18 protein-coding genes are annotated in these 22,777 nt (G+C 62.9%); 13 read left to right on the top strand and 5 right to left on the bottom strand.

What is annotated here, in order from left to right:
* Window positions 1-15: 15 nt before the first annotated feature.
* The 5 genes from dgcN (at window position 16) to ACLIRY_RS15280 (ending at window position 6,433) form a co-directional block, all read left to right on the top strand.
* Window positions 16-1,023 carry an N-acetyltransferase DgcN gene (gene dgcN / locus ACLIRY_RS15260; RefSeq protein WP_413206273.1) on the top strand — a complete coding sequence of 336 codons (1,008 nt, stop codon included), beginning with the start codon at window positions 16-18 and terminating at the stop codon, window positions 1,021-1,023.
* A 4-nt stretch (window positions 1,024-1,027) separates the two neighbouring features.
* A complete protein-coding gene (gene dgcA / locus ACLIRY_RS15265; RefSeq protein ID WP_413206274.1) occupies window positions 1,028-2,053 on the top strand; it encodes an N-acetyl-D-Glu racemase DgcA in 1,026 nt (341 codons plus the stop codon).
* Between the two features lie 177 nt (window positions 2,054-2,230).
* On the top strand, window positions 2,231-3,358 hold the full coding sequence (locus tag ACLIRY_RS15270) for a diguanylate cyclase (RefSeq protein ID WP_413206275.1): 1,128 nt from the start codon (window positions 2,231-2,233) through the stop codon (window positions 3,356-3,358).
* A 121-nt stretch (window positions 3,359-3,479) separates the two neighbouring features.
* Complete coding sequence (gene ligA, locus ACLIRY_RS15275) at window positions 3,480-5,582, top strand: NAD-dependent DNA ligase LigA (RefSeq protein ID WP_413206276.1); 2,103 nt, start codon at window positions 3,480-3,482, stop codon at window positions 5,580-5,582.
* Window positions 5,579-6,433 carry an alpha/beta fold hydrolase gene (locus ACLIRY_RS15280; RefSeq protein WP_413206277.1) on the top strand — a complete coding sequence of 285 codons (855 nt, stop codon included), beginning with the start codon at window positions 5,579-5,581 and terminating at the stop codon, window positions 6,431-6,433. Before ligA ends, ACLIRY_RS15280 begins: the two co-directional genes overlap by 4 nt.
* Window positions 6,434-6,594: 161 nt before the next feature.
* Here ACLIRY_RS15280 and ACLIRY_RS15285 read toward each other — a convergent pair whose 3' ends face one another.
* Genes ACLIRY_RS15285 through ACLIRY_RS15295 form a run of 3 tightly spaced genes read right to left on the bottom strand, consistent with a single transcriptional unit; the run spans window position 6,595 to window position 9,400 of the window.
* Window positions 6,595-7,269: an NnrU family protein gene (locus tag ACLIRY_RS15285; RefSeq protein ID WP_413206278.1), complete on the bottom strand. Its 675-nt coding sequence runs from the start codon at window positions 7,267-7,269 to the stop codon at window positions 6,595-6,597.
* Window positions 7,269-7,544: a hypothetical protein gene (locus tag ACLIRY_RS15290; RefSeq protein WP_413206279.1), complete on the bottom strand. Its 276-nt coding sequence runs from the start codon at window positions 7,542-7,544 to the stop codon at window positions 7,269-7,271. The genes ACLIRY_RS15285 and ACLIRY_RS15290 overlap by 1 nt, the downstream gene beginning before the upstream one ends.
* The gene (locus tag ACLIRY_RS15295) at window positions 7,541-9,400 is read right to left on the bottom strand and encodes a Na/Pi cotransporter family protein (RefSeq protein ID WP_413206280.1); all 1,860 of its coding nucleotides are present in this window, start codon (window positions 9,398-9,400) and stop codon (window positions 7,541-7,543) included. The genes ACLIRY_RS15290 and ACLIRY_RS15295 overlap by 4 nt, the downstream gene beginning before the upstream one ends.
* Before the next feature lie 164 nt (window positions 9,401-9,564).
* On the opposite strand from ACLIRY_RS15295, the gene ACLIRY_RS15300 reads away from it, so the two are divergent.
* From ACLIRY_RS15300 to ACLIRY_RS15315, 4 genes are all read left to right on the top strand, one after another.
* Window positions 9,565-9,966 (top strand): hypothetical protein, encoded by a 402-nt coding sequence (locus ACLIRY_RS15300; protein ID WP_413206281.1) that lies wholly within the window; start codon window positions 9,565-9,567, stop codon window positions 9,964-9,966.
* A gap of 56 nt (window positions 9,967-10,022) precedes the next feature.
* Window positions 10,023-12,128 (top strand): TonB-dependent receptor domain-containing protein, encoded by a 2,106-nt coding sequence (locus tag ACLIRY_RS15305; RefSeq protein ID WP_413206282.1) that lies wholly within the window; start codon window positions 10,023-10,025, stop codon window positions 12,126-12,128.
* A 345-nt stretch (window positions 12,129-12,473) separates the two neighbouring features.
* On the top strand, window positions 12,474-12,875 hold the full coding sequence (locus ACLIRY_RS15310) for a hypothetical protein (protein ID WP_413206283.1): 402 nt from the start codon (window positions 12,474-12,476) through the stop codon (window positions 12,873-12,875).
* Between the two features lie 43 nt (window positions 12,876-12,918).
* A complete protein-coding gene (locus ACLIRY_RS15315) occupies window positions 12,919-13,449 on the top strand; it encodes a TIGR02444 family protein (RefSeq protein WP_413206284.1) in 531 nt (176 codons plus the stop codon).
* 43 nt (window positions 13,450-13,492) lie between these two features.
* Here ACLIRY_RS15315 and ACLIRY_RS15320 read toward each other — a convergent pair whose 3' ends face one another.
* Window positions 13,493-13,810, bottom strand: coding sequence for a hypothetical protein (locus tag ACLIRY_RS15320; protein ID WP_413206285.1), 318 nt, complete (start codon window positions 13,808-13,810; stop codon window positions 13,493-13,495).
* A gap of 243 nt (window positions 13,811-14,053) precedes the next feature.
* Entirely contained in the window at window positions 14,054-14,833 is a 780-nt protein-coding gene (locus tag ACLIRY_RS15325; RefSeq protein ID WP_413206286.1) for an HpcH/HpaI aldolase family protein, read from the bottom strand.
* Window positions 14,834-15,059: 226 nt separating this feature from the next.
* Here ACLIRY_RS15325 and ACLIRY_RS15330 point away from each other — a divergent pair, with 226 nt between their 5' ends.
* The 4 genes from ACLIRY_RS15330 (at window position 15,060) to ACLIRY_RS15345 (ending at window position 21,123) form a co-directional block, all read left to right on the top strand.
* Window positions 15,060-16,649: a helicase HerA domain-containing protein gene (locus ACLIRY_RS15330; protein WP_413206287.1), complete on the top strand. Its 1,590-nt coding sequence runs from the start codon at window positions 15,060-15,062 to the stop codon at window positions 16,647-16,649.
* Between the two features lie 180 nt (window positions 16,650-16,829).
* Window positions 16,830-18,341 carry a diguanylate cyclase domain-containing protein gene (locus tag ACLIRY_RS15335; protein WP_413206288.1) on the top strand — a complete coding sequence of 504 codons (1,512 nt, stop codon included), beginning with the start codon at window positions 16,830-16,832 and terminating at the stop codon, window positions 18,339-18,341.
* Window positions 18,342-18,403: 62 nt separating this feature from the next.
* Entirely contained in the window at window positions 18,404-19,777 is a 1,374-nt protein-coding gene (locus ACLIRY_RS15340; protein ID WP_413206289.1) for a glutamine synthetase family protein, read from the top strand.
* Between the two features lie 5 nt (window positions 19,778-19,782).
* Window positions 19,783-21,123 carry an NAD(P)/FAD-dependent oxidoreductase gene (locus tag ACLIRY_RS15345; protein ID WP_413206290.1) on the top strand — a complete coding sequence of 447 codons (1,341 nt, stop codon included), beginning with the start codon at window positions 19,783-19,785 and terminating at the stop codon, window positions 21,121-21,123.
* Window positions 21,124-22,777: the final 1,654 nt, after the last annotated feature.

Below are 22,777 nucleotides of genomic sequence, written 5' to 3' on the forward strand. Positions count from 1 at the left end.
TCTCAGGAGTCTCCCATGGCCCTTCGCGCGCCCTACCTGCTGTTCCTCGGCGATGCCCCCGACAAACTGGCGGCCAAGACCGCCAATGGCATTCACCAATGGCGGCCGGACTGGTGCCTGGGACAATTCCGTCTGCCCGGCTGCAAGGCAGACCTGGGGATTCCCGACATGACCCTGGAGGAAGCCCGCGCCGCCGGAGCCGAAACCCTGGTGCTTGGCGTCGCCAACCGGGGTGGCCGCATCGGCGAGGCCTGGCGGGAGATCCTGCTCCAGGCCGTGGAGCTGGGTTTCGACATCGCAGCGGGTCTGCACCAGAAGGTCGCCGATGTTCCGGGCCTGGCCGAAGCCGCCGCCGCCAAGGGGGTGGCCTTGCATGATGTCCGCCACCCCACCGACCCCCTGGATGTGGGCACCGGCGAACCCCGCAGCGGCAAGCGCATCCTGGCCGTGGGCACCGATTGCTCGGTGGGCAAGATGTACACCATGCTGGCCATGGAAAAGGCCATGCGCGACGCGGGCATGAAAGCCGATTTCCGGGCCACGGGCCAGACCGGCATCCTGATCGCCGGGTCGGGGATCTCCGTTGATGCGGTGGTGTCCGATTTCATCAGCGGCGCCACCGAACGCCTCGCCCCCGCCCACGATGCCGACCATTGGGATCTGGTGGAAGGTCAGGGCTCGCTGTTCCATGCCTCCTTCGCCGGAGTCAGCCTTGGCCTTCTGCACGGTGCCCAACCCGACTATCTGGTGATCTGCCACGAGCCCAACCGCCCCCATATGCGCGGCCTACCTGGGCGCGCCCTGCCCTCGCTGGAGGAGTGCATGGAGCTCAACCTGCGCTGCGCCCGGCTGACCAATCCGGACGTTCAGGTTCTCGGAATGGCCTTCAACACCTCTGCCCTGGCCGATGCAGAGGCCCAGGACCTGATGGCCCACACCGCCGAGACCTTCGGCCTCCCCTGCGTGGATCCGGTACGCACCGGCGTCGCCCCCCTGGTGGACAGCCTGATGGCGAAGGGATAATGCCGTGAGCGTGACCGGAACCGGGACCGAGACCGCGCCCCTGCTGACCCTGTCGGACGAACGCTGGCCGATTGCCGGGTCCTTCGTCATTTCCAGGGGCGCCAAGACCGAAGCCCATGTGATCCTCGCCCGCATCACCCAAACCCTGGCGGACGGTCGAACCGTCGTTGGCCAGGGAGAGGCCGTTCCCTATGCCCGCTATGGGGAAACCGTGGCGGACTCCCTGAAAGCGCTGGAGGCCATGGTACCCCTGGTGGCCGAGGGACTGACCTCCCAGGGGCTGCTGTCGGCCATGGCCCCGGGCGCAGCCCGCAATGCCCTGGACTGCGCCCTGATCGACCTGGAGGCCAAACGCTCCGGCCAACCCGCCTGGCGGACCCTTGGCCTGCGCGAACCCGCTCCGGCGGTGACAGCGGAAACCATCAGCCTCGGCCCGCCCGAGGAGATGGAGGCCAAGGCCCGCGCCCTGGCCAACCGCCCGCTGCTGAAGATCAAGGTGGGGGGGGATGATCCCATCACCCGGGTAACCGCCGTGCGCCAGGGTGCCCCCGATTCGAAGCTGATCGTCGATGCCAACGAAGGCTGGGCCGCCGAAGACCTTCCTGCCCTGCTGGCGGCCATGGCCGATTTGTCCGTGGATCTGATCGAACAGCCCCTGCCCGCCGATGCGGACGAGGCTTTGGAGGGGATCAACAGCCCCGTCCCCCTCTGCGCCGACGAATCCGTCCATACGGCAGAGGACCTCCCCCGACTGGCCCGCCGATATGGTCTGGTCAATATCAAGCTGGACAAGACCGGAGGGCTGACCGCCGCCTTGACACTCGCCGATGCCGCAGAGGCCCAGGGCATGGGCATCATGGTCGGCTGTATGCTCGCCACCTCGCTGGCCATGGCCCCGGCGCTTCTCCTGGCCGACCGGGCGGCCTTCGTCGACCTGGACGGCCCTGTCCTGCTGGCAAAGGACCGGTCCCCAGGCCTGGACTTTGCCCAAGGGATCGTCTCCCCCCCAGCCCCAGCCCTATGGGGGTAGGTAGGTATATAACCCTTAGTATTGAAAGGGTTTTATTTTACTTCCCTGCGCATACTCCCTATCTTACCGCAAAACACGTAAGATAGGGGGGCCTTCGGGCAACTGGGAATGGCCAAACCGGGACCAAACATTAGTGGGGCGCTGGCTCGGATCACCAACGAACTCACAGCGGATCTTATGTACGACCTTGTTCTGCCACTCGGGCATTCGCCCCTCGTTCAGCGCCGCAGGGCGATTCTGATTATCTCTCGGGTGCGCTGGGTTGCGATGACCTTCGCCGTACTCACGCCCCTATGGATCGCCGTCGATATGGTGATGTTCCCTTGGCCGCTGTCGGGTATTCTGACCGCCCTGCGGGTCGGTGCCACGGTCACCTTCGGCAGCATCGCCCTGGGATTCCGCAATACGGAGCGCATGCGCTCGGCCATGACAGCCCTGGCCCTGCTTCTGGCCATCCCCTGCCTCTTTTTTATTATCAGCGTACCCTCTTTGGCGAATTTTGACCTGACCGCGATACAACAGGTCTTTGCCTCCGGTTATGCCTTCCTGCCCTTTGTGATGGTTGCCGGTCTCGCGGTCTTTCCCATCACCTTCGTGGAGGGAGTCGCCCTGACGGCTCCCCTGATCCTGTCCCAATTCGGCGTAGCTATCCTTGGATTTCCCCTGGAGCCCTTCAATTATTACCTGGGCGCCCTTTGGCTGCTGGCCCTGCTGGCGATCGTGGCCACCTTGGCGGGCATGAGCCAGTTGCACTTCATGACCCAATTGGTCAATCAGGCGGCCCACGACGGCCTGACCAAGGTCTACACCCGCCGGGTGGGCGAGGAACTGCTGGATGTCCAGTTCAACAGTTCCCAAAGATCGGGATTGCCGCTTTCCATCGCCTTTCTCGATTTGGACCATTTCAAATCGGTGAACGACCGGTTCGGGCACGAAGAAGGGGACAAGACCCTCAAACGGGCCTGTGAGTCCCTGCGCAAGGTGCTGCGCCGCGGCGATATCGTCGTCCGGTGGGGGGGCGAGGAGTTCATCATCATGATGCCCAATACCACCGGTGTGGGGGCGTTGAACGCCATCTTGCGTCTGCGGGAATTGGGCCTGGGCAACCGTCCCGATGGGGAACCCCAAACCGCAAGCATCGGCGTCGCCGAAATGGTCGCCGATGAAAGCGCAGACTGGTCCGAGCTGGTCGAATTGGCGGACAAGCGGATGTACAAGGCCAAAAAATCCGGTCGCGATCGCGTCGTGACCCTGAACGAAGAAATGATCACCGACTCGGCCCCCATGACCGTCGCGGCCTCCTGACGGGCGGTGTGAACCGGCCCTTGTCTCCCATCGCAAACCCTGTTTCCTCTGGGCACAGGGTGGTCTAAAACGGTGCTTGTTCCCCATAGTGGCCCCTCAACAGAAGGCACCGGACCACCCCATGATTCCCGTGACCGACCTCACCGCCGAACAGGCCGCCGAGGACCTGGCCCTTCTGGCCGCCGAGATCGCCCGCCATGACGCCCTGTACCACGGCAAGGACGCGCCAGAGATCAGCGATGGCGATTATGACGCCCTGGTCCGACGCAATCGCGAGATCGAGGCCCGGTTCCCCGAACTGATCCGCGAGGACAGCCCCTCCCGCAGGGTGGGCACCGCCCCCACCGAGGGGTTCGACAAGGTCACCCATGCCGTTCCCATGCTCTCGCTCGGCAACGTCTTCGACGACGACGAAGCCCGGGAGTTCGACCAGAAGATCCGCCGGTTCCTCAGCCTGGACGCAGAAGCCCCCATCCCCTATGTGGCCGAGCCCAAGATCGACGGGCTGTCCTTCTCGGCCCGCTACGAAGGAGGGCGATTCGTCCGCGCCGCCACCCGTGGCGATGGGACGACGGGTGAGGACATCACCGCCAACATGATGACCATCGCTTCCCTGCCCAAAACCCTGTCGGGTGAGGATCTGCCCGCCATCCTTGAGGTGCGGGGCGAGGTCTACATGGGTAAGGCGGACTTTCGCGCCTTGAACGCCCGGCAAGTGGAACGGGGCGGCAAGGTCTTCGCCAATCCGCGCAATGCCGCCGCAGGCTCCCTGCGTCAGTTGGATTCCAAGATCACGGCGGAGCGGGCCTTGAGTTTCTTCGCCTATTCCTGGGGCGAAGTCGACGGCCTGGAGATGGCCAGCCACCACGAGTTCCTGGAGCGCCTGCGCCGTTGGGGATTTCCGGTGAACCCGGAAACCCGGATCTGCGAGGGGGTTGAAGCTCTGGTCGAAGCGACCGCCGAGCTGGCCCTGAAACGGGCGGAGCTGGATTACGACATCGACGGTGTTGTCTACAAGGTGGATCGCATCGACTGGCAGAAACGGCTGGGCTTCGTCAGCCGCGCGCCACGCTGGGCCATCGCGCGAAAATTCCCCGCCGAACAGGCCCAAACCCGGATCAACAGGATCATCGTCCAGGTGGGCCGCACTGGTGTGCTCACCCCCGTCGCCGAGTTGGAACCGGTGACCGTGGGGGGCGTGGTGGTCAGCCGGGCGACCCTCCATAACCAGGACGAAATCGACCGCAAGGATATCCGGCTTGGCGATATGGTGACGATCCAGCGGGCCGGAGACGTCATCCCCCAAGTGGTGGAAGTCCTGCTCGACCAGCGGCCCGAGGACAGCGCCCCCTATGCCATGCCCGAAACCTGCCCGGTCTGCGGATCCCATGTGGTCCAGCAGGAGGGCGAGGTAGCCCGGCGCTGTTCCGGTGGGTTAACCTGCCCGGCCCAGGCGGTAGAGCGGCTGAAACACTTTGTCTCGCGCAATGCCTTTGATATCGAAGGACTGGGCGGCAAACATATCGAGGCCTTTTATGAACGCGGAGAGATCCGCGCGCCCGCAGACATCTTCCGTCTGAAGGAAACGGACGACGCCAACAGCCTGATTAAACTGCGCAATCGGGAAGGCTGGGGCGCCAAATCGGCGGAGAACCTGTTCAAGGCCATCGATGAGCGGCGGGTCATCGGGCTCGACCGCTTCATCTTCGCCCTGGGTATCCCCCAGGTGGGCCAAGCCACTGCCCGCCTGCTGGCCGAACATTACCCCTCCCTGTCCACCTTGCGCACCGCCATGGAGGCAGCAGGTACCGGAGCGGGGGAGGAAGAGGACAACGAGGCCTTCACGGCATTGAAAAACATCAACGGGATTGGCCCCTCCATGGCCCGGGACCTGGTGGCCTTCTTCGCCGAGAAGCACAATCAGGACGCCCTGGACGCCCTGGACGCCCAATTGACCGTGACCGATTTCGAACGTGTGGCCATCGGCGGAGACAGCCCCTTGTCGGGCAAGACCATCGTTTTCACCGGAACCATGGACACCATGAGCCGGGGCGAGGCCAAGGCCCGGGCCCAGGCCCTGGGAGCCAAGGTCGCCGGATCGGTATCGTCCAAGACCGACTATGTCGTGGTCGGTGCCGACGCCGGATCGAAGGAAAAGAAGGCCCGCGACCTGGGACTCGCGATCCTGACGGAGCAGGACTTCAGGGAGATCATCGACGCATGACCGGGAAAGGCCTGGACACAAAGGACCCAGGGGACTCGGACCAGGGGACCGTATCCGTGGAAGACCTGGACTTGGATATCGGGGGTGTCCACCTCAAGGGACGCTGGCTGACCCCCAACGGTGTGGACACGGGGCCGGTGTTGGTCTTCTTGCATGAAGGCCTGGGCTGCATCCGCATGTGGAAGGATTTCCCCGAACGCCTTTGCCGTGCCACGGGGCTGCGCGGGTTCCTGTACGAGCGGCAGGGTTTTGGCGGATCCGACCCCATCCCCGTGGGGCCACGCCCCTTTGACTACCTGCATGTTGAAGGCGAACAGGTCCTTCCCCAGGTCCTTGATCAGGTCGGCATCCGGCCCCGACAGCATATCCTGATCGGCCATTCGGACGGCGGCACCATCGCCCTGTTGTTCGCGGCGGCCCGCCCCATGGAACCGCTCGCCGCCATTACCGAGGCCGCCCATGTCTTTGTGGAAGACGTGACCATCGCCGGAGTCCTGGACGCCAAAACGGCCTGGGAAACGACGAACCTGCGCGATCGCCTTGCCCGTTACCATGGGGAGAACGTGGATGGGGCCTTCCACGGCTGGAACGACACCTGGAGGAGGTCCGCGTTCAAGGGCTGGACCATGGTTGATGAATTGCCGGATATCCGCTGCCCCCTGCTGGTGATCCAGGGAGAGGAGGACGAATACGGCACGCAAATGCAGGTGGAAGAGATCCTCCGCTGGTCAAGCGGCCCGGCGGAGGGCCTGATGATCCCCAACTGCGCCCATATCCCCCATTTACAAGCCAAGGATTCCGTCTTGGGCGCCATGGGTGAGTTCATCGAACGGGTGCTCCACCAGGGCTAAAAATTGGGCGATTGCCCAAGCCCATTTGGGGGCAAATGCCCCCAAACCCCCATTTTTCTTTTACAAATTAATGCCCGGGGTCTGGGGCCTTTCGGCCCCAGTAGGGGACGGGGCAAAGCCCCGTGACGGGAAAGCCGACTGTCGTTTACCGAGCCAAACGCTCACCCCACTAACGCCGCCGGATCAATGCCGAACAACGGCCCATGGAGCCTTAGAAGGGCGAAATACAGCAACAGCCCATACAGCACCGTCCGCCCTGTCGGCAGCTTTTGGGACAGGGGCACCGTCGCCATGGCGCGCTCCCATTGGGCCAAGCGCTCCGCCCCATGGCGTCGAGCGGCCTTGCGTCGGGCGATCCGGGGTCCCAGCAAAGACAGAACCAACATGGGACCAAACACCAACAGCCCCGCCAAATCTCCATTGGCCAAGACATGGCCCGCCGCCCAAAGCGCCATGCCCGCGAACAGGGGATGGCGCACCAATCCCGCCAATCCCGGGCGCTGCGGATCAAAGGCCCGGCGGTTAAAACTCAGACTGAAGGGATTGGCTTCTATCAGAGAAGCGGTCCAGAGGATGGACACGATCGGCATCCCGCCGACCAGCAGGTAAGCCACCCAGGATTGGGGCGGCCAAAGCTCCAGATAGGGCGCACGCAGGGCGGCGGAGATCACCCAGCCCACCAGCCCCAGGGACAGCAGAGAATAGGCGACCAGATAGACCCGCTCCCCCAATGCGCTCACGAGCCGACTGCGGGCACCGGGCAATCCCGCAACCGCGTGGGACCCCAGAAACACGACCAGGGCCAGGGCCAATTCTCCAAAGCCTCCCAAGACCATTAGTCCTTATCCTGGTCCGCCTTCGGGGCCGCCTCCAGATCCTTCAAAGCCTGAATGGCCTTTTCCCTGTGGAGCTTGGTCACGAGTAACTTTTCCTCGAATTTCAGGCGCTCGGCCTCATCCTTGGCGGCATCGCGCTTTTCCCGGAATTTCCGCGACCGTTTGCGCAGTTTTTTTGCCGTGTCCTTCAAGGCCTTGCGGGTCTTGCCCTTGCCCTCCTTCTGGATGTCCTCGATCAAACGTCGCGCCAGGGCGATCAGTTTGTTGGTGCTCATGTCTTCCCCTTCCCGCCGGCAGGCGGTGTGCCGTGGCCCAGGGCCATCACCTCGCCCTCGGTCAGGGCGAGGCTGTCGGCCACATTGGCATCGCCCTCTTTGTTCACGCCGACCATGGACAGGGCGGCATCGGCGAGGTTCCATACTATCCGACGGGCATAGCCAAAATCATTGACCAATGATGTCGCCACCGTACCAGGCATGGCACCCGCACGAATCAGGCGGTCCATGTGGCCATCGGCCATGGGGTCAGCACGCTCCATATCCACCTTCACCAGATCCAACGCCAAGGGATCCCGCGACTCCGCGTCCTCATGCAGCAAGACATCCGTGGCCCGCAGCATCTCCGCCACAACACAGCGGAGCTTCACATATTCCTCTCGCGCCCGCTCATTGCCCCCCTGGGCCATCCGCGACGCATTCTTATGCAGGTGTTTCATATCCTTGACCGCCTGGGCCATGCGGTTGGACGCCCGGTACAACCCCATCAGCGGGCGGGTTTCCGACGCCTGAAAAGATCCGGCCCGGGCGATGAACTCGACGATGGCAGCATGGAGGGGCTTGATCCGCGTATCGTAGAGCATCTCCACGTCAAGGGTCGGGTCAGGACGAAGGGCCCCCATACGAGCGCGCAGATCCCCCTCCCCGTCCACCACCCGGAGATCCAGTCCCAAGGTAATACAGGCCACGTCCCGGGTGTGCTCAAACAGGCGGAACACTTCCTTGCGGGCAGCCTCCAGCGCGGCCTCGGGAAAAGCGAGGGCCGTCTCGGACAGGTATTTGGGCTGGGTAACCTTGGCCATGTGATCGGGTAGCAGCCGATAGAGAACCTGCTCCAGCCGCCCAACCAGGGGCAGCATCACGATCACGCCCACCAAGTTAAAGAGACTGTGGAAGATCGCCAATCGCATGGTCATGTCGTCCGGAGCCAACCCAACCGCCAACGCCACCTCTTCCACCGCCCATTCGAAGCCCGGCAGAGCCAAGAGGGCGACCAAGCCCGTGACCCCATTGAACACCACATGGGCTGCGGCCAATCTGCGTCCCGCAGCATTGGCCCCCAACGCCCCGATCACAGCCGTGATGGTCGTACCCAGGTTGGCTCCAATAGCCAAAGCCAACGCGTTTTCATAGGTGATTTGACCGGCGGACAGCGCGGTCAGGATCAGGATCAACGTGGCATGACTGGACTGCATGATGACCGTCGCAATGGTCCCTAAAAGAGCATAGACCAGCAATCCCCGAATTCCAGGCATGGCAAAGGCGGCGAGATCGATGGTATCGCGGAAGGCATCGAAGCCGTCCTTCATCTCCTGGATCCCCATGAACAGGAACCCCAACCCCGCCAGCGCCAGTCCGGCCCCCCGCCCTGCCTTGCCCTTCTGGAAGCTCAGGACCGCGCCCAAAACCAACATGGGCAGGGCATAGACCGCCAGATCGACCTTGAAGCCCAGCCCAGCCACCAACCAGGCGCCCGTTGTCGTCCCCAGGTTGGCACCGAAAATGATCCCGATCCCCCCGCGCAGGGAGAGAAGACCGGCGCTCATGAAGGAAATGGTCAGCACCGACACCAGAGAGCTGGACTGCACCAGAGCCGTCACGACCACGCCAAACAACAAAGACATCCAGATTGAGCCCGTACAGCGGCCCAAAAGGTGCTCCAGCGCGCCACCGGTGAAAGACCGGAAGCCGTCCTCCATGAACCGCATGCCAAACAGGAAAATCGCCACGCCCGCAGCCACCCGGGTGCCATCGGGGCTGCTCCAGAACAGCCAGAGCAAAAGAGCCAGGCTGCCGATCAAAAGGACACGTCCGGCCAGAAGGCCCGAGAAAGCGCGCGACAAGGGGAAGGACATGGCGGAATGACCCGAAAAAAGGACAAAACAGACTCTCGCAACATTGCCCTATTCTCGCAAAAATCAAGCGCACAATGTGCACAAATCACCCAATGCGATTAAAAACCCTAGATACCTTCCGGCTTCCCTTGCTAACATGCCCTTTCTGAGTGGGGGGATTCCGGTTGAGACTAAAGGGCGGGCGAAAAGGCGCTTGGCGCGCCCAAGCGATGCTGGTCATCGCTTGGCTGGGTATTCTTATGCCCACGTTCGCCGGGGTTCAGGTTGAAAGCACGCGGGATCCCGTTGTGCGCGCCATTCTGTCTTCCCTTTGCTTGGCGGCAAACTCCGGCGGCACCCAGGACGGATCGGATGAGTCGACCCCCTCCAAAGACTCCTCCGGCTATCAGTGCTTCTTCTGCTTTCCCAGCACCAACGCAAGCCATGGCTGCTTGGCCCCGGAAAGCGTCGCCCTGCCTGTCATCGCCCTCAAGCTCGAACGATGGGACACGCCCCTCGTCGTCCGGCCGCTGTCGCGGCGCCCCATCATTCCCAGGGCCAGGGACCCACCCCTCTCCTTTTCCTGACGCCATTCGGCATCCGACGGACGCTGAATCAACATCAAAGGAAAAGGATACCACTCATGCCAAGGCATGCCACTTTGGCGCGCATCCTGCTGTGCGCCCCCCTTCCCTTCTTCGCCCTTCCCGCTCTCGCGGCGGAAGACGCGCCCCCCCCCTCTCCCCTGGCGATCACGGTTTATGGCCAATCGCAGGCGCTGGACGAGACGTCCACCCCCTCGTCGAGCACCTCCAGCATCGGAGCGAACGACCCGGACACCGGCCCGATTTTGGAAACCGGTGATTTGCTCCGAAACCTCCCCGGCGTCACCGCCTCCCGGGCGGGAGGCCATGGTTTCGAACCCGTGATCCGAGGCCAACAACAAAACCAACTTACGGTTATAGACAATGGGTCTCAGATCTTTGGCGCCTGTCCCGGCCGCATGGATCCTCCCACGACCCTGGCGCGCCCTGGTGACTACGACCAGATCACCGTCATCCGAGGCTATCAAACGGTCACCAACGGCCCTGGGGCAAGCGGTGGAACCATTCTGCTGGAGAAGCGGCTTCCCCCCATGGACCGTCCCTTTTCCGGATCGGCCTGGGCTGGCTTTGAGTCCAATGGATTGGGCAGTTCCACGGGCTTCACCGCCAATGCTGTCCATGAGGGCTATTTCGCCAGCGGAGAAGGAAGCTGGACCAGGGCAGAAAACTACGAGGACGGAGACGGGAGAGACGTCCGGTCCGCCTTCAAACAGGTGGGCGGTGGCCTGACCCTGGGCCGCGTTGCGAACGATGGGTCCTTTCTGGAGGCCAACATTTCCAAATCCGCCATTCGGGATGCTTTGTTCAACGGCATGATGGATAGCCCCAAGACCGACACTTTCTCGGGTCGGGTCCGGGCCAAATATGTGGTCGACGACGCGACCCTCAAGCTGGTGGAAGGGAATTTCTACGGAAACGATGTCGATCATCTGATGGACAACTACAGTCTCCGCGACGTCACCGGCATGTATATGAAGACAGACGCCCACTCCAGAACCTTTGGCGGCAAGCTTTCGGCGAGCCTCGATCTGTTTGGTGCCTCTACCGAGGTGGGCGTGGACGGCCGAACCAACAAGCGCTCGGCCCAAAGTTACATGGGAATGATGGCGCCTTCACCGCTCATCAGAACCTATTCCTGGCCAGATATTTCCATCACCGAACTCGGACTGTTTGGCGAGACCACCATCCCGGTAACCGAGAATACCCGGCTGATCACCGGTGCGCGCATGGATTTCGTCTACACCACTGCGGGGGCAGCCGACAGCCTGCCCGGCGCTGCGATTGCTGGGGCTCGGAGAACGGCCAACTCCCTCTATTCCGCCTACTATGGGGAAACCTATGGGGATCGCGTCGAACTGAACCTTGGTGGCCTCGCCCGGTTAGAGCATGACCTTTCCAACGGAATTACCCTCAACGCGGGCCTGTCCCGGTCCGTGCGCACCGCCGATGCCACAGAACGGGGTATCGCCTCGGGCTTTGGGTCGACGGCCCGGGTCGGCAATCCGGACATCCACCCGGAAAAGCACCACCAGGTCGATATCGGCGCCTCTTGGAAAAACGCACGGGGGGATAACGCCTTCATCGCCAGTTACGTCAACTTGGTCGATGACTACATCTTGGCGGACCACGCCAGGGGCGAATACGGGGTTCTGCGAAGCGACGGTGCCCTGATCTATCACAACACCACCGCGCTGCTCACCGGGATCGAGGCCGGGGTGAACCATCGCGTTTTCGATGACTGGCTGGTGAGTGCAGACTTGGCCTGGACCTTCGGCCAGGACCTAAAAACGAACCGTCCCCTAGACCAGATCCCTCCCCTGACCATGGGCCTGGGCGCGACCTACGACGGTGGCGGTTGGACCCTGGGAGGCAAGGTGCGGGGGGCCCTCACCCAAAACCGGGTGGATACCAACAGCCTGACTGGGACGGGTCAGGACGTCCGGAAAACGCCGGGCTGGGTCACCCTGGACCTTCATGGAACCATCACGGAATTCGACCCCGTGGAAATCAGCTTTGGCGCGACCAACCTGCTGGACGCGACCTATTCCAACCATCTGAATAAGGCTGCCACCTTCGAGCCAAACGACATCCAAGTGAACGAGCCGGGTCGAAGCTTCTACCTGAAAGCCACCGTTCGGTTTTAGAGCATCGAGCGGAAAAGTGGGAGCCAAAGGGAACGCGGAGCGGACAACCGGTTTTCCGGTCCACTCGATGCTCTAACTCTATGATTTTAGATCAAATTATCCGCCTTAAATCGATTCCGATTTAAGGCGGTTTGATCTAGAGGCCACCGCCTCGTGCGACCGTAAGGCTGTGCACCCAAACAGACCGAGAGGAAACGCGGCCCCCAAGGACCTGCCGCGTTTCCCAACCGAAATAATTGCCTCTGATGTCCTGAACGTCCATAATCCTCCTCTCCCCCGCCAGTCGAGCCGACGCGGATGCGTCCGGTTCACGTCATCGCGAGAGAGACAGGAACCAAACGACCCATGACCTCCACCTCCATCCCTCCCCTTATGGCTCACGACAAAGCCCCCCATGCTCCCGGTGTCCGTCCCATGGAGGGATATGACCCCGATTGGTTCGAGCGATTGGAGCGAGCCAAGGCGACCCGCCTGGAACTGACGGCCAAACCCGGCGCCTTGACCGCAAATGAGCGGCGCGCCCTGTTCGATGCCCGGCGAGAGGAAGTGGACGCCTTTAACGCCCAATTTCAAACGGTTCCTGAATACCGGACCTTTCATTTCGCCCGTGCCCGCCAATTGTTGGAGGACGAAGGAATCGACATGGAGTTGCCCGATTTACCCGAGGACTGTACGCGAGAGGATGTGGACCGGTACCTTGGCTTCGTCTTCGACGCGGTCGAAGTGACCAATGGAGAAACCTTTTAACGAGACGCCCCAAACCAACGGAGGACGTCCGGGAGTGGTTAAGATGAGCGCCGATGCCGAAGACCTTTGGCGGTTCGCCGTCGCCCTCCACGCCCGATCCGGCGTGGAAACCGCCTGCCTTGCCCTCCAGGACGAGGCAGGGGTCGACGTTCCCCTGTTGCTGTTCGCCGCCTGGGCCGCCTCCCGCCGGGGCGCCAAGGTGGACCAAGAGCTGTTGGAGGACATCAACCAACGGATCTCTCCCTGGCGGGAATCCGTGATCCGCCCCTTGCGCACCGTGCGCCGCACCATGAAAAGCAGCCAGCCGCCCCATCGGGACCTGGACAAGGCCGCCGCCGAATTGCGCTCCCGCATCAAAACCGTGGAGTTGGAGGCGGAACGCCTCTCCCTGGACGCCCTGGCCCTGCACGCCCAGGTTCCCCAGGGTCAACCAGGCTCGCAGTCCGACGTGCTGGCAGCGCTGCGTGCAGTGGTTGATTTGGCCGGAGCCGGGCTTTCGGAAAGTTGGCGGGACAAACACCTGACCGCCATTGCTGAGTCCGTGCCCAGCACCCAGCACAGCCCCGCCCTTTGAGAAGGGGACAGGACCTGGCGGGCCAAGAGCAGAAAAGGCCCGCCTATCCGGCGCGACGCAGCTTGCGGGTCAGAAACAGATAGTCCTTGAAGTCGCTGAGAATGAAAAGGCGGTTGTCCGGATCGGTCAACCGTTTCAAGGTCAGCGGATCGCCAATCTTGTACAGCTCTGCCGCCGAGGTGAAATCCCTGTGGATGGTGGCATTGAAGGCCGAGCCGCGCGCCAGCAGAGTCATCAATTGCTCGAACAGCAGATCGAAATGTCCGGATTCTCCCTCCGGCATGTCCCGGTACGCCGTGTCGACGGCATCCCCGTAAAGAGCGAACAGACGCTCATAATCCTCTTGCGTGGGTCCCTGCATGGGAGACTCCTCGGTTCCAGCCAAATAATCTTCACGCGGTCGAGAGGGCCGCTTCCAGGGTACACGACAGTATCTCGTGTTTTTTGGGCCTGGGGTCCGGGGCCTTTCGGCCCCAGTGGGGGACGGGGCAAAGCCCCGTGACGGGAAAACACTCCCTGTCGCGTACCCTGGGCCGCACCAAACCTGGTCCATAAGATTTAGGCGCGCCACCCCCTATGGCAAGGGAGTAATCGACCCCAGGGGTCAAGTTTTCAGCCTGTGCGCCCCCCGCAATTCTGCCAACTCCCGATTGATCGCCCGCCCCAGGATCAGGCTATCGGCCCCCAGGGTGACCAAATCGAAGCCCATTTCAAGCATGGCCATGCCGAAGGCAGTGTCGGACGCATAAGTCCCCACCTTCTTGCCCGCCCGATGTCCGGCCTCTAGAATCCGCGTGACGGCAGCGCGGTACTCGGGGTTCTCCAGGTCCACGGCAAACTGGCCCGTGACCACCCGGGCCAAATCCCCCGGCCCCATGAACAGGCCATCCAATTCCGGGGTATTGGCGATGGCATCGACATTCGCCAACCCCTCCAGAGTCTCGATCATGGCAAGCGCCAGGATCTCGTCATCGGCCTTTTCCATGTAATCGGCCCCATGGGCGAGGCTCGCCCGGGCCGGGCCGACGCTGCGACGTCCCCGGGGGAAATAGCGGCAATTGGCAGCGAAGGTTGCCGCCTGCTCGGCGGTATCGATCATGGGGCAGATGACGCCCAGGGCGCCCCCATCCAATGCCTTCATCGTATCCGAAGGGTCATTCCAAGACAGGCGGACAAAGGGCGTGGGGCCATTCTGGGCGGTGATGCCCTGGAGCATGGCGAGCACGCTTTCGATTCCGTTCATGCCATGCTGCAAGTCGATGATCACGGCGTCGACCGGTTGCGCCGCGAAAAGCTCGGCGAGCAGGGGATCGGGAATGCCGATCCAGGCAGAGACGACCTGACGGCCCTCTTCCCAGGCAAGACGAACGGTATTGGCGCGCATTTCGGGGATCCTCCGGACGCGTGAACAGGTTGATTTCTCGTTTAACCACGCGAGCATACGCCACTCCCATCACGAAACGGAAGGGGAGCATACCTGCCCTGCCCCTCATTCCAGGACTTGACAGCGGGCGCCGCATGGCGAGAGTCGCATCTTCGCACTGCCCTCGTCCCCAGACCCAAAACCCAGACCCAAAACCCAGACCCAAAACAAGGACCCACAGCCCCCCATGACCATCGGCATCGATATGGGAAAAACCCGAACCGGCGAGGCCGCCCTGATGGACCTGGAGGAGCTGCTGGCAACCCGCTTGCTGGTGCAGGGCAATTCGGGATCGGGCAAGTCCCACCTGCTCCGCCGCCTGATGGAGCAATCCGCCCCCTGGGTCCAACAGGCCGTGATTGATCCCGAGGGGGACTTCGTCACCCTGGCCGAAGAATATGGCCATGTGGTCGTTGATGCCTCCGCCCATACGGACAACGCCCTGCAGCAGATCGCCGCGCGGGTACGGGAACACCGGGTTTCGGTGATCCTCAATCTGGAAAACCTGGAAACCGAACTGCAAATGCGACGGGCCGCCGCTTTCCTGGGGGGGCTGTTCGACATGGAGCGGGACTACTGGTACCCCATGCTGGTGGTCGTCGATGAAGCCCAGATGTTCGCCCCAGCCGTGGCCGGAGAAGTGTCCGATGAGGCCCGCAAAACCTCCCTCGGGGCCATGACCAACTTGATGTGTCGGGGGCGGAAACGCGGTTTGGCGGGCATCATTGCCACCCAGCGACTGGCCAAACTGGCCAAGAACGTGGCCGCAGAGGCCTCCAACTTCCTCATGGGTCGCACCTTCCTCGATATCGACATGGTCCGGGCCGCAGACCTGCTGGGCATGGAGCGGCGCCAGGCGGAAATGTTCCGCGACCTGAACCGGGGCCATTTCATCGCCCTGGGTCCGGCCCTGGCCCGCCGTCCCCTGCCCCTGAAGATCGGCGAGGTGACAACCGGGGGACGGGGAGGCGGACCGGCCCTGTTGCCCCTGCCCGAAACCCCGCCCGAGCATGCCCGCGATTTAATCATGCAAATCGACGCCTTCCCCATGCCCCGGCCCTCCGAACGCCCGACACCCCGATCGAGCACCAGAGAAATCCTCGAGCGGGTGAACTTGGCCACGCCTGCCGGCCTCTCCCCGGCTGAGGGGACAAGGAGCGCCCCCTCAACGGGGACCACAACAGGGACAACCATGGGGGCTCCCCCCCCGGACAACACCGCTTCCCCAACGCTCTTCTCCCAAGCCGCCGCTGTGGAAACGCCCATGGCCCGACTGGATGACATCCTGCGCGAGATCCTCAAGGACCCCGACGCCGCCTTCCGCAACGAAGCGGTCCTATACCAGGATTTCCTGGTGCGCTGCCGGTCCCAGGGGGTCAATGGACGGCTGCTTGATCTGGGGGCCTTCCGACGGCGCCTGTCCGTTGCCCGGGCCGGGGTCGACAGTGAGACCGCCGAGGATCCCGAATGGATCGCCGCCCAGGACGCGGCGGAAGCCCTGCCGGAGGATCTGCGCGCCATCTATCTGCTGATCGCGCGGGCTGCCCGCGATGGCTCGCCCTGCCCCTCCGATTTGGCCATCGCCCGGGCCCGGGGCTCACGCTCACCCCGCCGGGGCCGGGGATTGCTCGACTACCTGGAGGGTCAGGGCGCCATCGCCATGCGAGAGGACGCCTATGGCAAGCGCGTCATCGCCCTTCCCGCCCTGGGATGGGAAACCGCCCCTGGCATGCCAGACGAGCCGGAAGCCGGCCAAGGGGACCTGTTTGGCACGTGATCCACGTCCCCTCTCCTACAGGGTGACAGCGGGTATGGGACGATCGCCAGGCTAACAGAATCGTAAGACAATCTTCCTACACTACTGGAGTGGCGGGAGAAGCCTTAGCCACCCTTGCGCGTTTTCGGCCCACCCGAAACGCGGTCCGCAGGCTTGCGAAATCCGACAGGGAAGACGGATGTGACCAAGAACCCATTACTGGCCAGCCTTTCAGACTGCGCTCGGTTGCTCGACACAGGGGAGGACTGGTCCGAAGCCATGCGCTGCGCCCTGGCCTCCGTTGGCGAGGCAACGGGGGTCAGCCGGGTTTGGATCTTCCAGCTCATTCACCGCGCCGATGACCACCTGATCCAGGATCACATTTTCGAGCATGCCGCCACGCCACGGTGGGCGCAGCTCCAGCGAAACCGGTTTCGCCTGTTTCGCAGCACCTTCGACTGTCCCGAATACCAGGAGATGGTCGCCAAACGGATCCAAGGCAAACCCGTGGCATTCCGAACCCAGGACTTGCCCCTTGGCGACCTCAGGGACGATATGAACTCTCAGGGGATCCTGGCCATGGCGACGGTCCCCATTATGGTGGGCGGCGACTGGTGGGGAACCCTGGGGCTGGACGATTGCGAACGGGCGGTGAACTGGTCCGGGGACGACATCGCCTACCTTCAAACCGTCGCCGGGCTCATCGCCGGATCCATCCACCGGGAACGCCAGAACGCCCTGTCCCGACAATTCGCCGTGTTGGAGCGCTCGCAGGGGGGCGGGCTTTGGGAACTGGACTTGGCCACCCGTCGCCTTTGGTGTTCGGATACCCTGTTCACCATGCTGGGCTACCCGCCCCCCTATGCCCAAATGAACGCCCGACGCTTGGTCCGACACCTTTTTGCCGATAACCAGCCCCAAGTCATGGCCGCCGTCCGTGCCTGCCTGGAAGGGCGCTCCACGGGCTTCCGCATGGATGTCAAAGCCCGCAAGCTCAACGGCGAGGAGATCTGGTTGGAGCTGATCACCGACGTCACCGCCCAAACCTCCAATCACCAAACCTCCAGCGCCAGGGACGCCCCCCAGCGACTCGCCGGATTGGTGTTGGTGGCCAGCGACCGAAAGGCCCGGGAACAGGCATTGAATGAGGCCGCTCTGACGGACCCGTTGACCGGCCTGCCCAACCGGCGTGCCTTCCGCGATACCCTGGAACAGGCCCTCCAGCTCCGGCCGGATCGGGGAGCCTTGATGATGCTCGACCTCGACCATTTCAAACATGTGAACGATACCCTGGGACATGGCGCGGGCGATGAAGTTCTGCGGTCCATGGGGCGCCTCCTCCGCGCGAGCCTGGCCACCGACGACCAGGTGGCCCGCCTGGGGGGAGAGGAATTCGCGCTCTACCTGCCCGGAACCGAATGGGAGGCCCGGCGCAAGGCCGACCTGTTGCGCCGGGCCGTCGAAGACATGACCCTGCTGCTGACCGATCTGGCCGGAGAGCCGGTTCCAACCAGCCTGACCATCTCCATCGGACTGGCCTTTGTCCGTCCGGTCTCCCCGGGCCAAACGGTGGCGCAGGATCTCTTCACCCGCGCCGATCGGGCCCTCTACGCCGCCAAGGGCAGAGGGCGAAACCGGGTCGTCGTCGACAGCGATCCGACGCCCGGACAGGGTCCGGTCACAAAAGACCCCAAACTCCGTCTCGCCAAATGAATGGATTAAAGGCATGATAGCCCGGCGGATCGCACTGGGATCCGAGTCGCACAGGGTGTAAAATGTTGCCCATTGGACTGACCCCCTCACAGGTCGCTGCCTACTTCCATCGCTTTCCAAATACCGAAATCCTCGAAGCCTTCGTCGTTGACGTGAATGGCGTCGCCCGGGGCAAATGGATCCCCCGGGACCGGGCCGAGGAAGTCCTTTGCGGGGGGATGGCCCTGCCGCGATCGGCTCTGGTGCTCGACATCTGGGGCCGGGACGTGGACAAGGCCGGTCTGGCCCACGGCACCGGTGATCCCGATGGCCTGTGCATGCCCATCGACGGAACCCTCTGCCCCCTGCCCTGGTTTGACCGACCCATGGCCCAGGTCATGATGACCATGCTGGACGATGACGGCGGCCCCTTCTATGCCGACCCCCGTCAGGTGTTGGCCCGGGTGCAGGACCGCTTCCACAACATGGGACTGACCCCGGTCGTGGCAACGGAGCTGGAGTTCTACCTGATCGACCGGCACCGCACGCCGCTTGACCCGGTGCGCCCGCCCAATTCCAGCACGGGCCGCTGGCAGGGCTGGCAGACCCAGGTGCTGTCCATCGCCGAGCTGCACGCCAACGAGGCCCTGCTGGCCGAGATTTCCCAGGCCTGCCAACTCATGGAGATCCCGGCGGATTCGACCCTGCGGGAAAACGGCCCGGGTCAGTACGAAATCAACCTCAAGCATGTCTCCGACGCCCTGGATGCCGCCGACCACGCGGTGATGCTCAAACGCATCGTCAAGGGCGTGGCCGCCCGCCACAACCTGGACGCCACCTTCATGGCCAAGCCCTATGGCGACCGCGAAGGCAACGGCATGCACGTCCATTTCAGCCTGTTGGACCTGGAGGGCAACAACGTCTTCGCCAGCCCCCTCAACGAAGCCAACGAGATCACCCGTCACGCCGTGGGCGGCTTGTTGAAATACATGCCCGACGCCATGTTGCTGTTCGCACCCCACCAGAATTCCTACCGCCGTCTGTGGCTGTCGGAGCACTCGCCCACCGTCGCCTGCTGGGGGTATGACAACCGCAATGCGGCGGTCCGGGTCATCACCAGCAGCCCCAACGCCAGCCGCATTGAACACCGGGTGCCCGGCGCCGACGTGAATCCCTATCTGGCCATCGCCGGATTGCTCGCCGCCGCCCACAAGGGCATCGTCGACGCCGAGGAGCCCCCCGCCGCCGTGGCCCCGGGAGACCCCACGGACGAAAGCGCCCGCCTGACGGTGATCTGGGAACGCACCCTTGAGCGGTTCGTCGGCTCCCCCTTCATCGCCAATTACCTGGGCGAGGGATTCCAGCGTATTTACGCCGACACCAAATACCAGGAACTGAACGAATACCGTCTGCGCGTCACCGACGTGGAATACGACGCCTACCTGAGGACAGTGTAAGCCCCATGCCTGCCCCCACTTCCCATCCCCACGCCTCCCAGCCCCCCGCCTCCCAGCCCAACGTCGGCCAGCCCCACGCGCCGTCCTACTACGCGGCATCGGCCCATGCCTCGCCCGACCGCCCCGCCCTGCGCGGAGCGGTCACCACCGGCGTCTGCGTCATCGGCGCGGGCTTCACCGGCCTGTCCGCCGCCCTGCATCTGGCCGAAAAGGGCTTCCCGGTCACCGTCCTGGAAGCCAACCGGGTCGGCTGGGGCGCCTCGGGCCGCAACGGCGGTCAACTGGTCAACGGCTACTCCCGCGACCTGGACACCATCCGGGAGCGTTACGGCAAGGACGCCGAACGCACCCTCGCCTCCATGGCCCAGGAGGGCGCGGCCATCATCCGCGAGCGGGTGGCCAAATACGGCCTTCATTGCGATCTGGTGGATGGTGGCTTCCACGCCGCCTTCACCGCCAAACAGATGCGCGGCCTGGAGGACTTCAAACGCACCTGGGAGGCCAATGGCCTGGACGGCCTGGAGATGGTCGACGCCGCCCGCCTGCCCCAAGTGGTCAAGACCGACCGCTATGTGGGTGGCATGATCGACCATGTGGGCGGCCATATGCACCCGCTCAACTACTGTCTCGGCTCCGCCGCCGCCTTCGAAGGCTTGGGCGGGGTGATCCACGAAGCCTCCCCGGTCCTGTCCATCGACGAGAGCGGCGCCAAACCCGTGGTCCGCACGGCCCAGGGATCCGTGACCGCAGAAAGCGTGCTGATCTGCGGCAATGCCTACCTCCACGGCGTGGTCCCCAAGGTGGAGCGGGAATTCATGCCCACCTCCTCCCAGGTGCTGACCACCGAGCCCCTGGACGCTGCCTTGCTCGATGACCTTCTGCCCGCCAATTACTGCGTGGAGGACTGCAATTACGTCCTCGACTACTACCGGCGGACGGCGGACAACCGGCTGCTCTATGGGGCGGGGATCGTCTATGGGGCGCGGGAGCTCTCCGACATCACCGCCTCGGTCCGGCCCAAGATGCTCAAGACCTTTCCCGGGCTGAAGAGCGCACAGATCGACTTCGCCTGGAGCGGCGACTTCGCCCTGACCCTGACCCGCGTGCCCCATATCGGCCGCCTGTCCCCGACGGTGTGGTTCAGCCATGGCGACAGCGGCCACGGCGTCACCACCACCCAGCTTCTGGGCCGCCTCCTCGCCGAGGGCCTGTCCGGCCAGATGGAGCGCTTCGACGCCTGGGCCGCCTTGCCCTGCCTGCCCTTCCCCGGAGGTCGGACCTTGAGCGTGCCCCTGTCCGCCCTTGGGGCGTGGTATTACGGATTGAGGGACAAGCTGGGGATTTGATCCCCAGACCCCCACCGGGGGGACGCGGTCCCCCCGGACCCCGCGCGGCATGGTGGAAGGCGCAGCATCAGTGGAATGGTGGGACCCATTTGATTTTCATAGGGAATTTTGGATAAAAGGGAAAAACGGGACAGATTATGAGACGCAGTCTCGAAAATGAGGGCGCTATCCGTGGAAAATGGGCCAAAAACCAAGCCTTGCATAAGGCCTTCCAGAGGGGTAGGGTTGAAAGCCCTTCCGCTTGCTCACGCGGACTGAAACCAGACTAACTTAGCTTTGAATATGCTTGTTCTGTTGAAAGCCCTTCCGCTTGCTCACGCGGACTGAAATGGCCCTTCGGTGGGCCATCCTTTTGGCCTACGGCCCCGCCTTCTGTGAATGACCAAAGCGTCTGACATCAAACACCCTCCCCGTCATTCCCGCGAACGCGCTAAGGGATGCACATATCTTTTATTTAGGATTGATCATTTTTATTTCGTCATGCCCGTGAAAACGGGCATCCAGGGTTGATTTCTCTGGTATTGGCGCTTTGCGCGTCTGGATGCGTCAATCGCCGCCGCTGGTTCTTCCCACCCTGGATTCCCGCGTACGCGGGAATGACGAGTAAAAACAAAACGTTATGCCCGCGCCACAGCGAACTCGAGAAACGTGCATCCCTTAGCGCGAGAACGGGGATCCCGAGTGACGGCTCTGGCGACGGTCGCCGTGGGTCGAAGCCCCCCGCTCCGACCCTAAAACACGAAAATCAGGCGCAGCATCAGTGGAACGGCGGGAACCATCTGATTTTCATGTGGAATTTTGATGGAGAAGTGGAAAATGGAGCGAATTATGAGACGCAGTCTCGAAAATTCGACGCTATCCGTGGAAACTGGCCCAAAAACCAAACCTTGCAGAAGGCCTTCCAGAGGGGTAGGTTGAAAGCCCTTCCGCTTGCTCACGCGGACTGAAACTCAGATTGCTGATGCCGTTCCCAATCTGTTCAACGGGTTGAAAGCCCTTCCGCTTGCTCACGCGGACTGAAACAGTTGGCCGTCTTCACCACAGTGACGACCTGTTGAAAGCCCTTCCGCTTGCTCACGCGGACTGAAATGGCCCTTCGGTGGGCCATACTTTTGACCTACGGCCCCGCCTTCAATGACCAAAGCGTCTGATATCAAACACCCTCCCCGTCATTCCTGCGCACGCGCTATGGCATGCACATATCTTTTATTTAGGACTGATCATTTTTATTTCGTCATGCCCGTGAAAACGGGCATCCAGGGTTGATTTCTCTGGTATTGGCGCTTAGCGCGTCAGGATGCGTCAATCGCCGCCGTTGGTTCTTCCCACCCTGGATTCCCGCGTACGCGGGAATGACGCGTAAAAAAAAACGTTATGCCCGCGCCACAGTGAACTCGATAAACGTGCATCCCTCAGCGCGGGAACGGGGATCCCGAGTGACGGCTCTGGCGACGGTCGCCGTGGGTCGAAGCCCCCCGCTCCGACCCTAAAACACGAAAATCAGGCGCAGCATCAGTGGAACGGCGGGAACCATCTGATTTTCATGTGGAATTTTGATGAAGAAGTGGAAAATGGAGCGAATTATGAGACGCAGTCTCGAAAATTCGACGCTATCCGTGGAAACTGGCCCAAAAACCAAACCTTGCAGAAGGCC

Source organism: Rhodospirillum sp. A1_3_36, from assembly GCF_047263945.1.
Classification (GTDB): Bacteria; Pseudomonadota; Alphaproteobacteria; order Rhodospirillales; family Rhodospirillaceae; genus Rhodospirillum.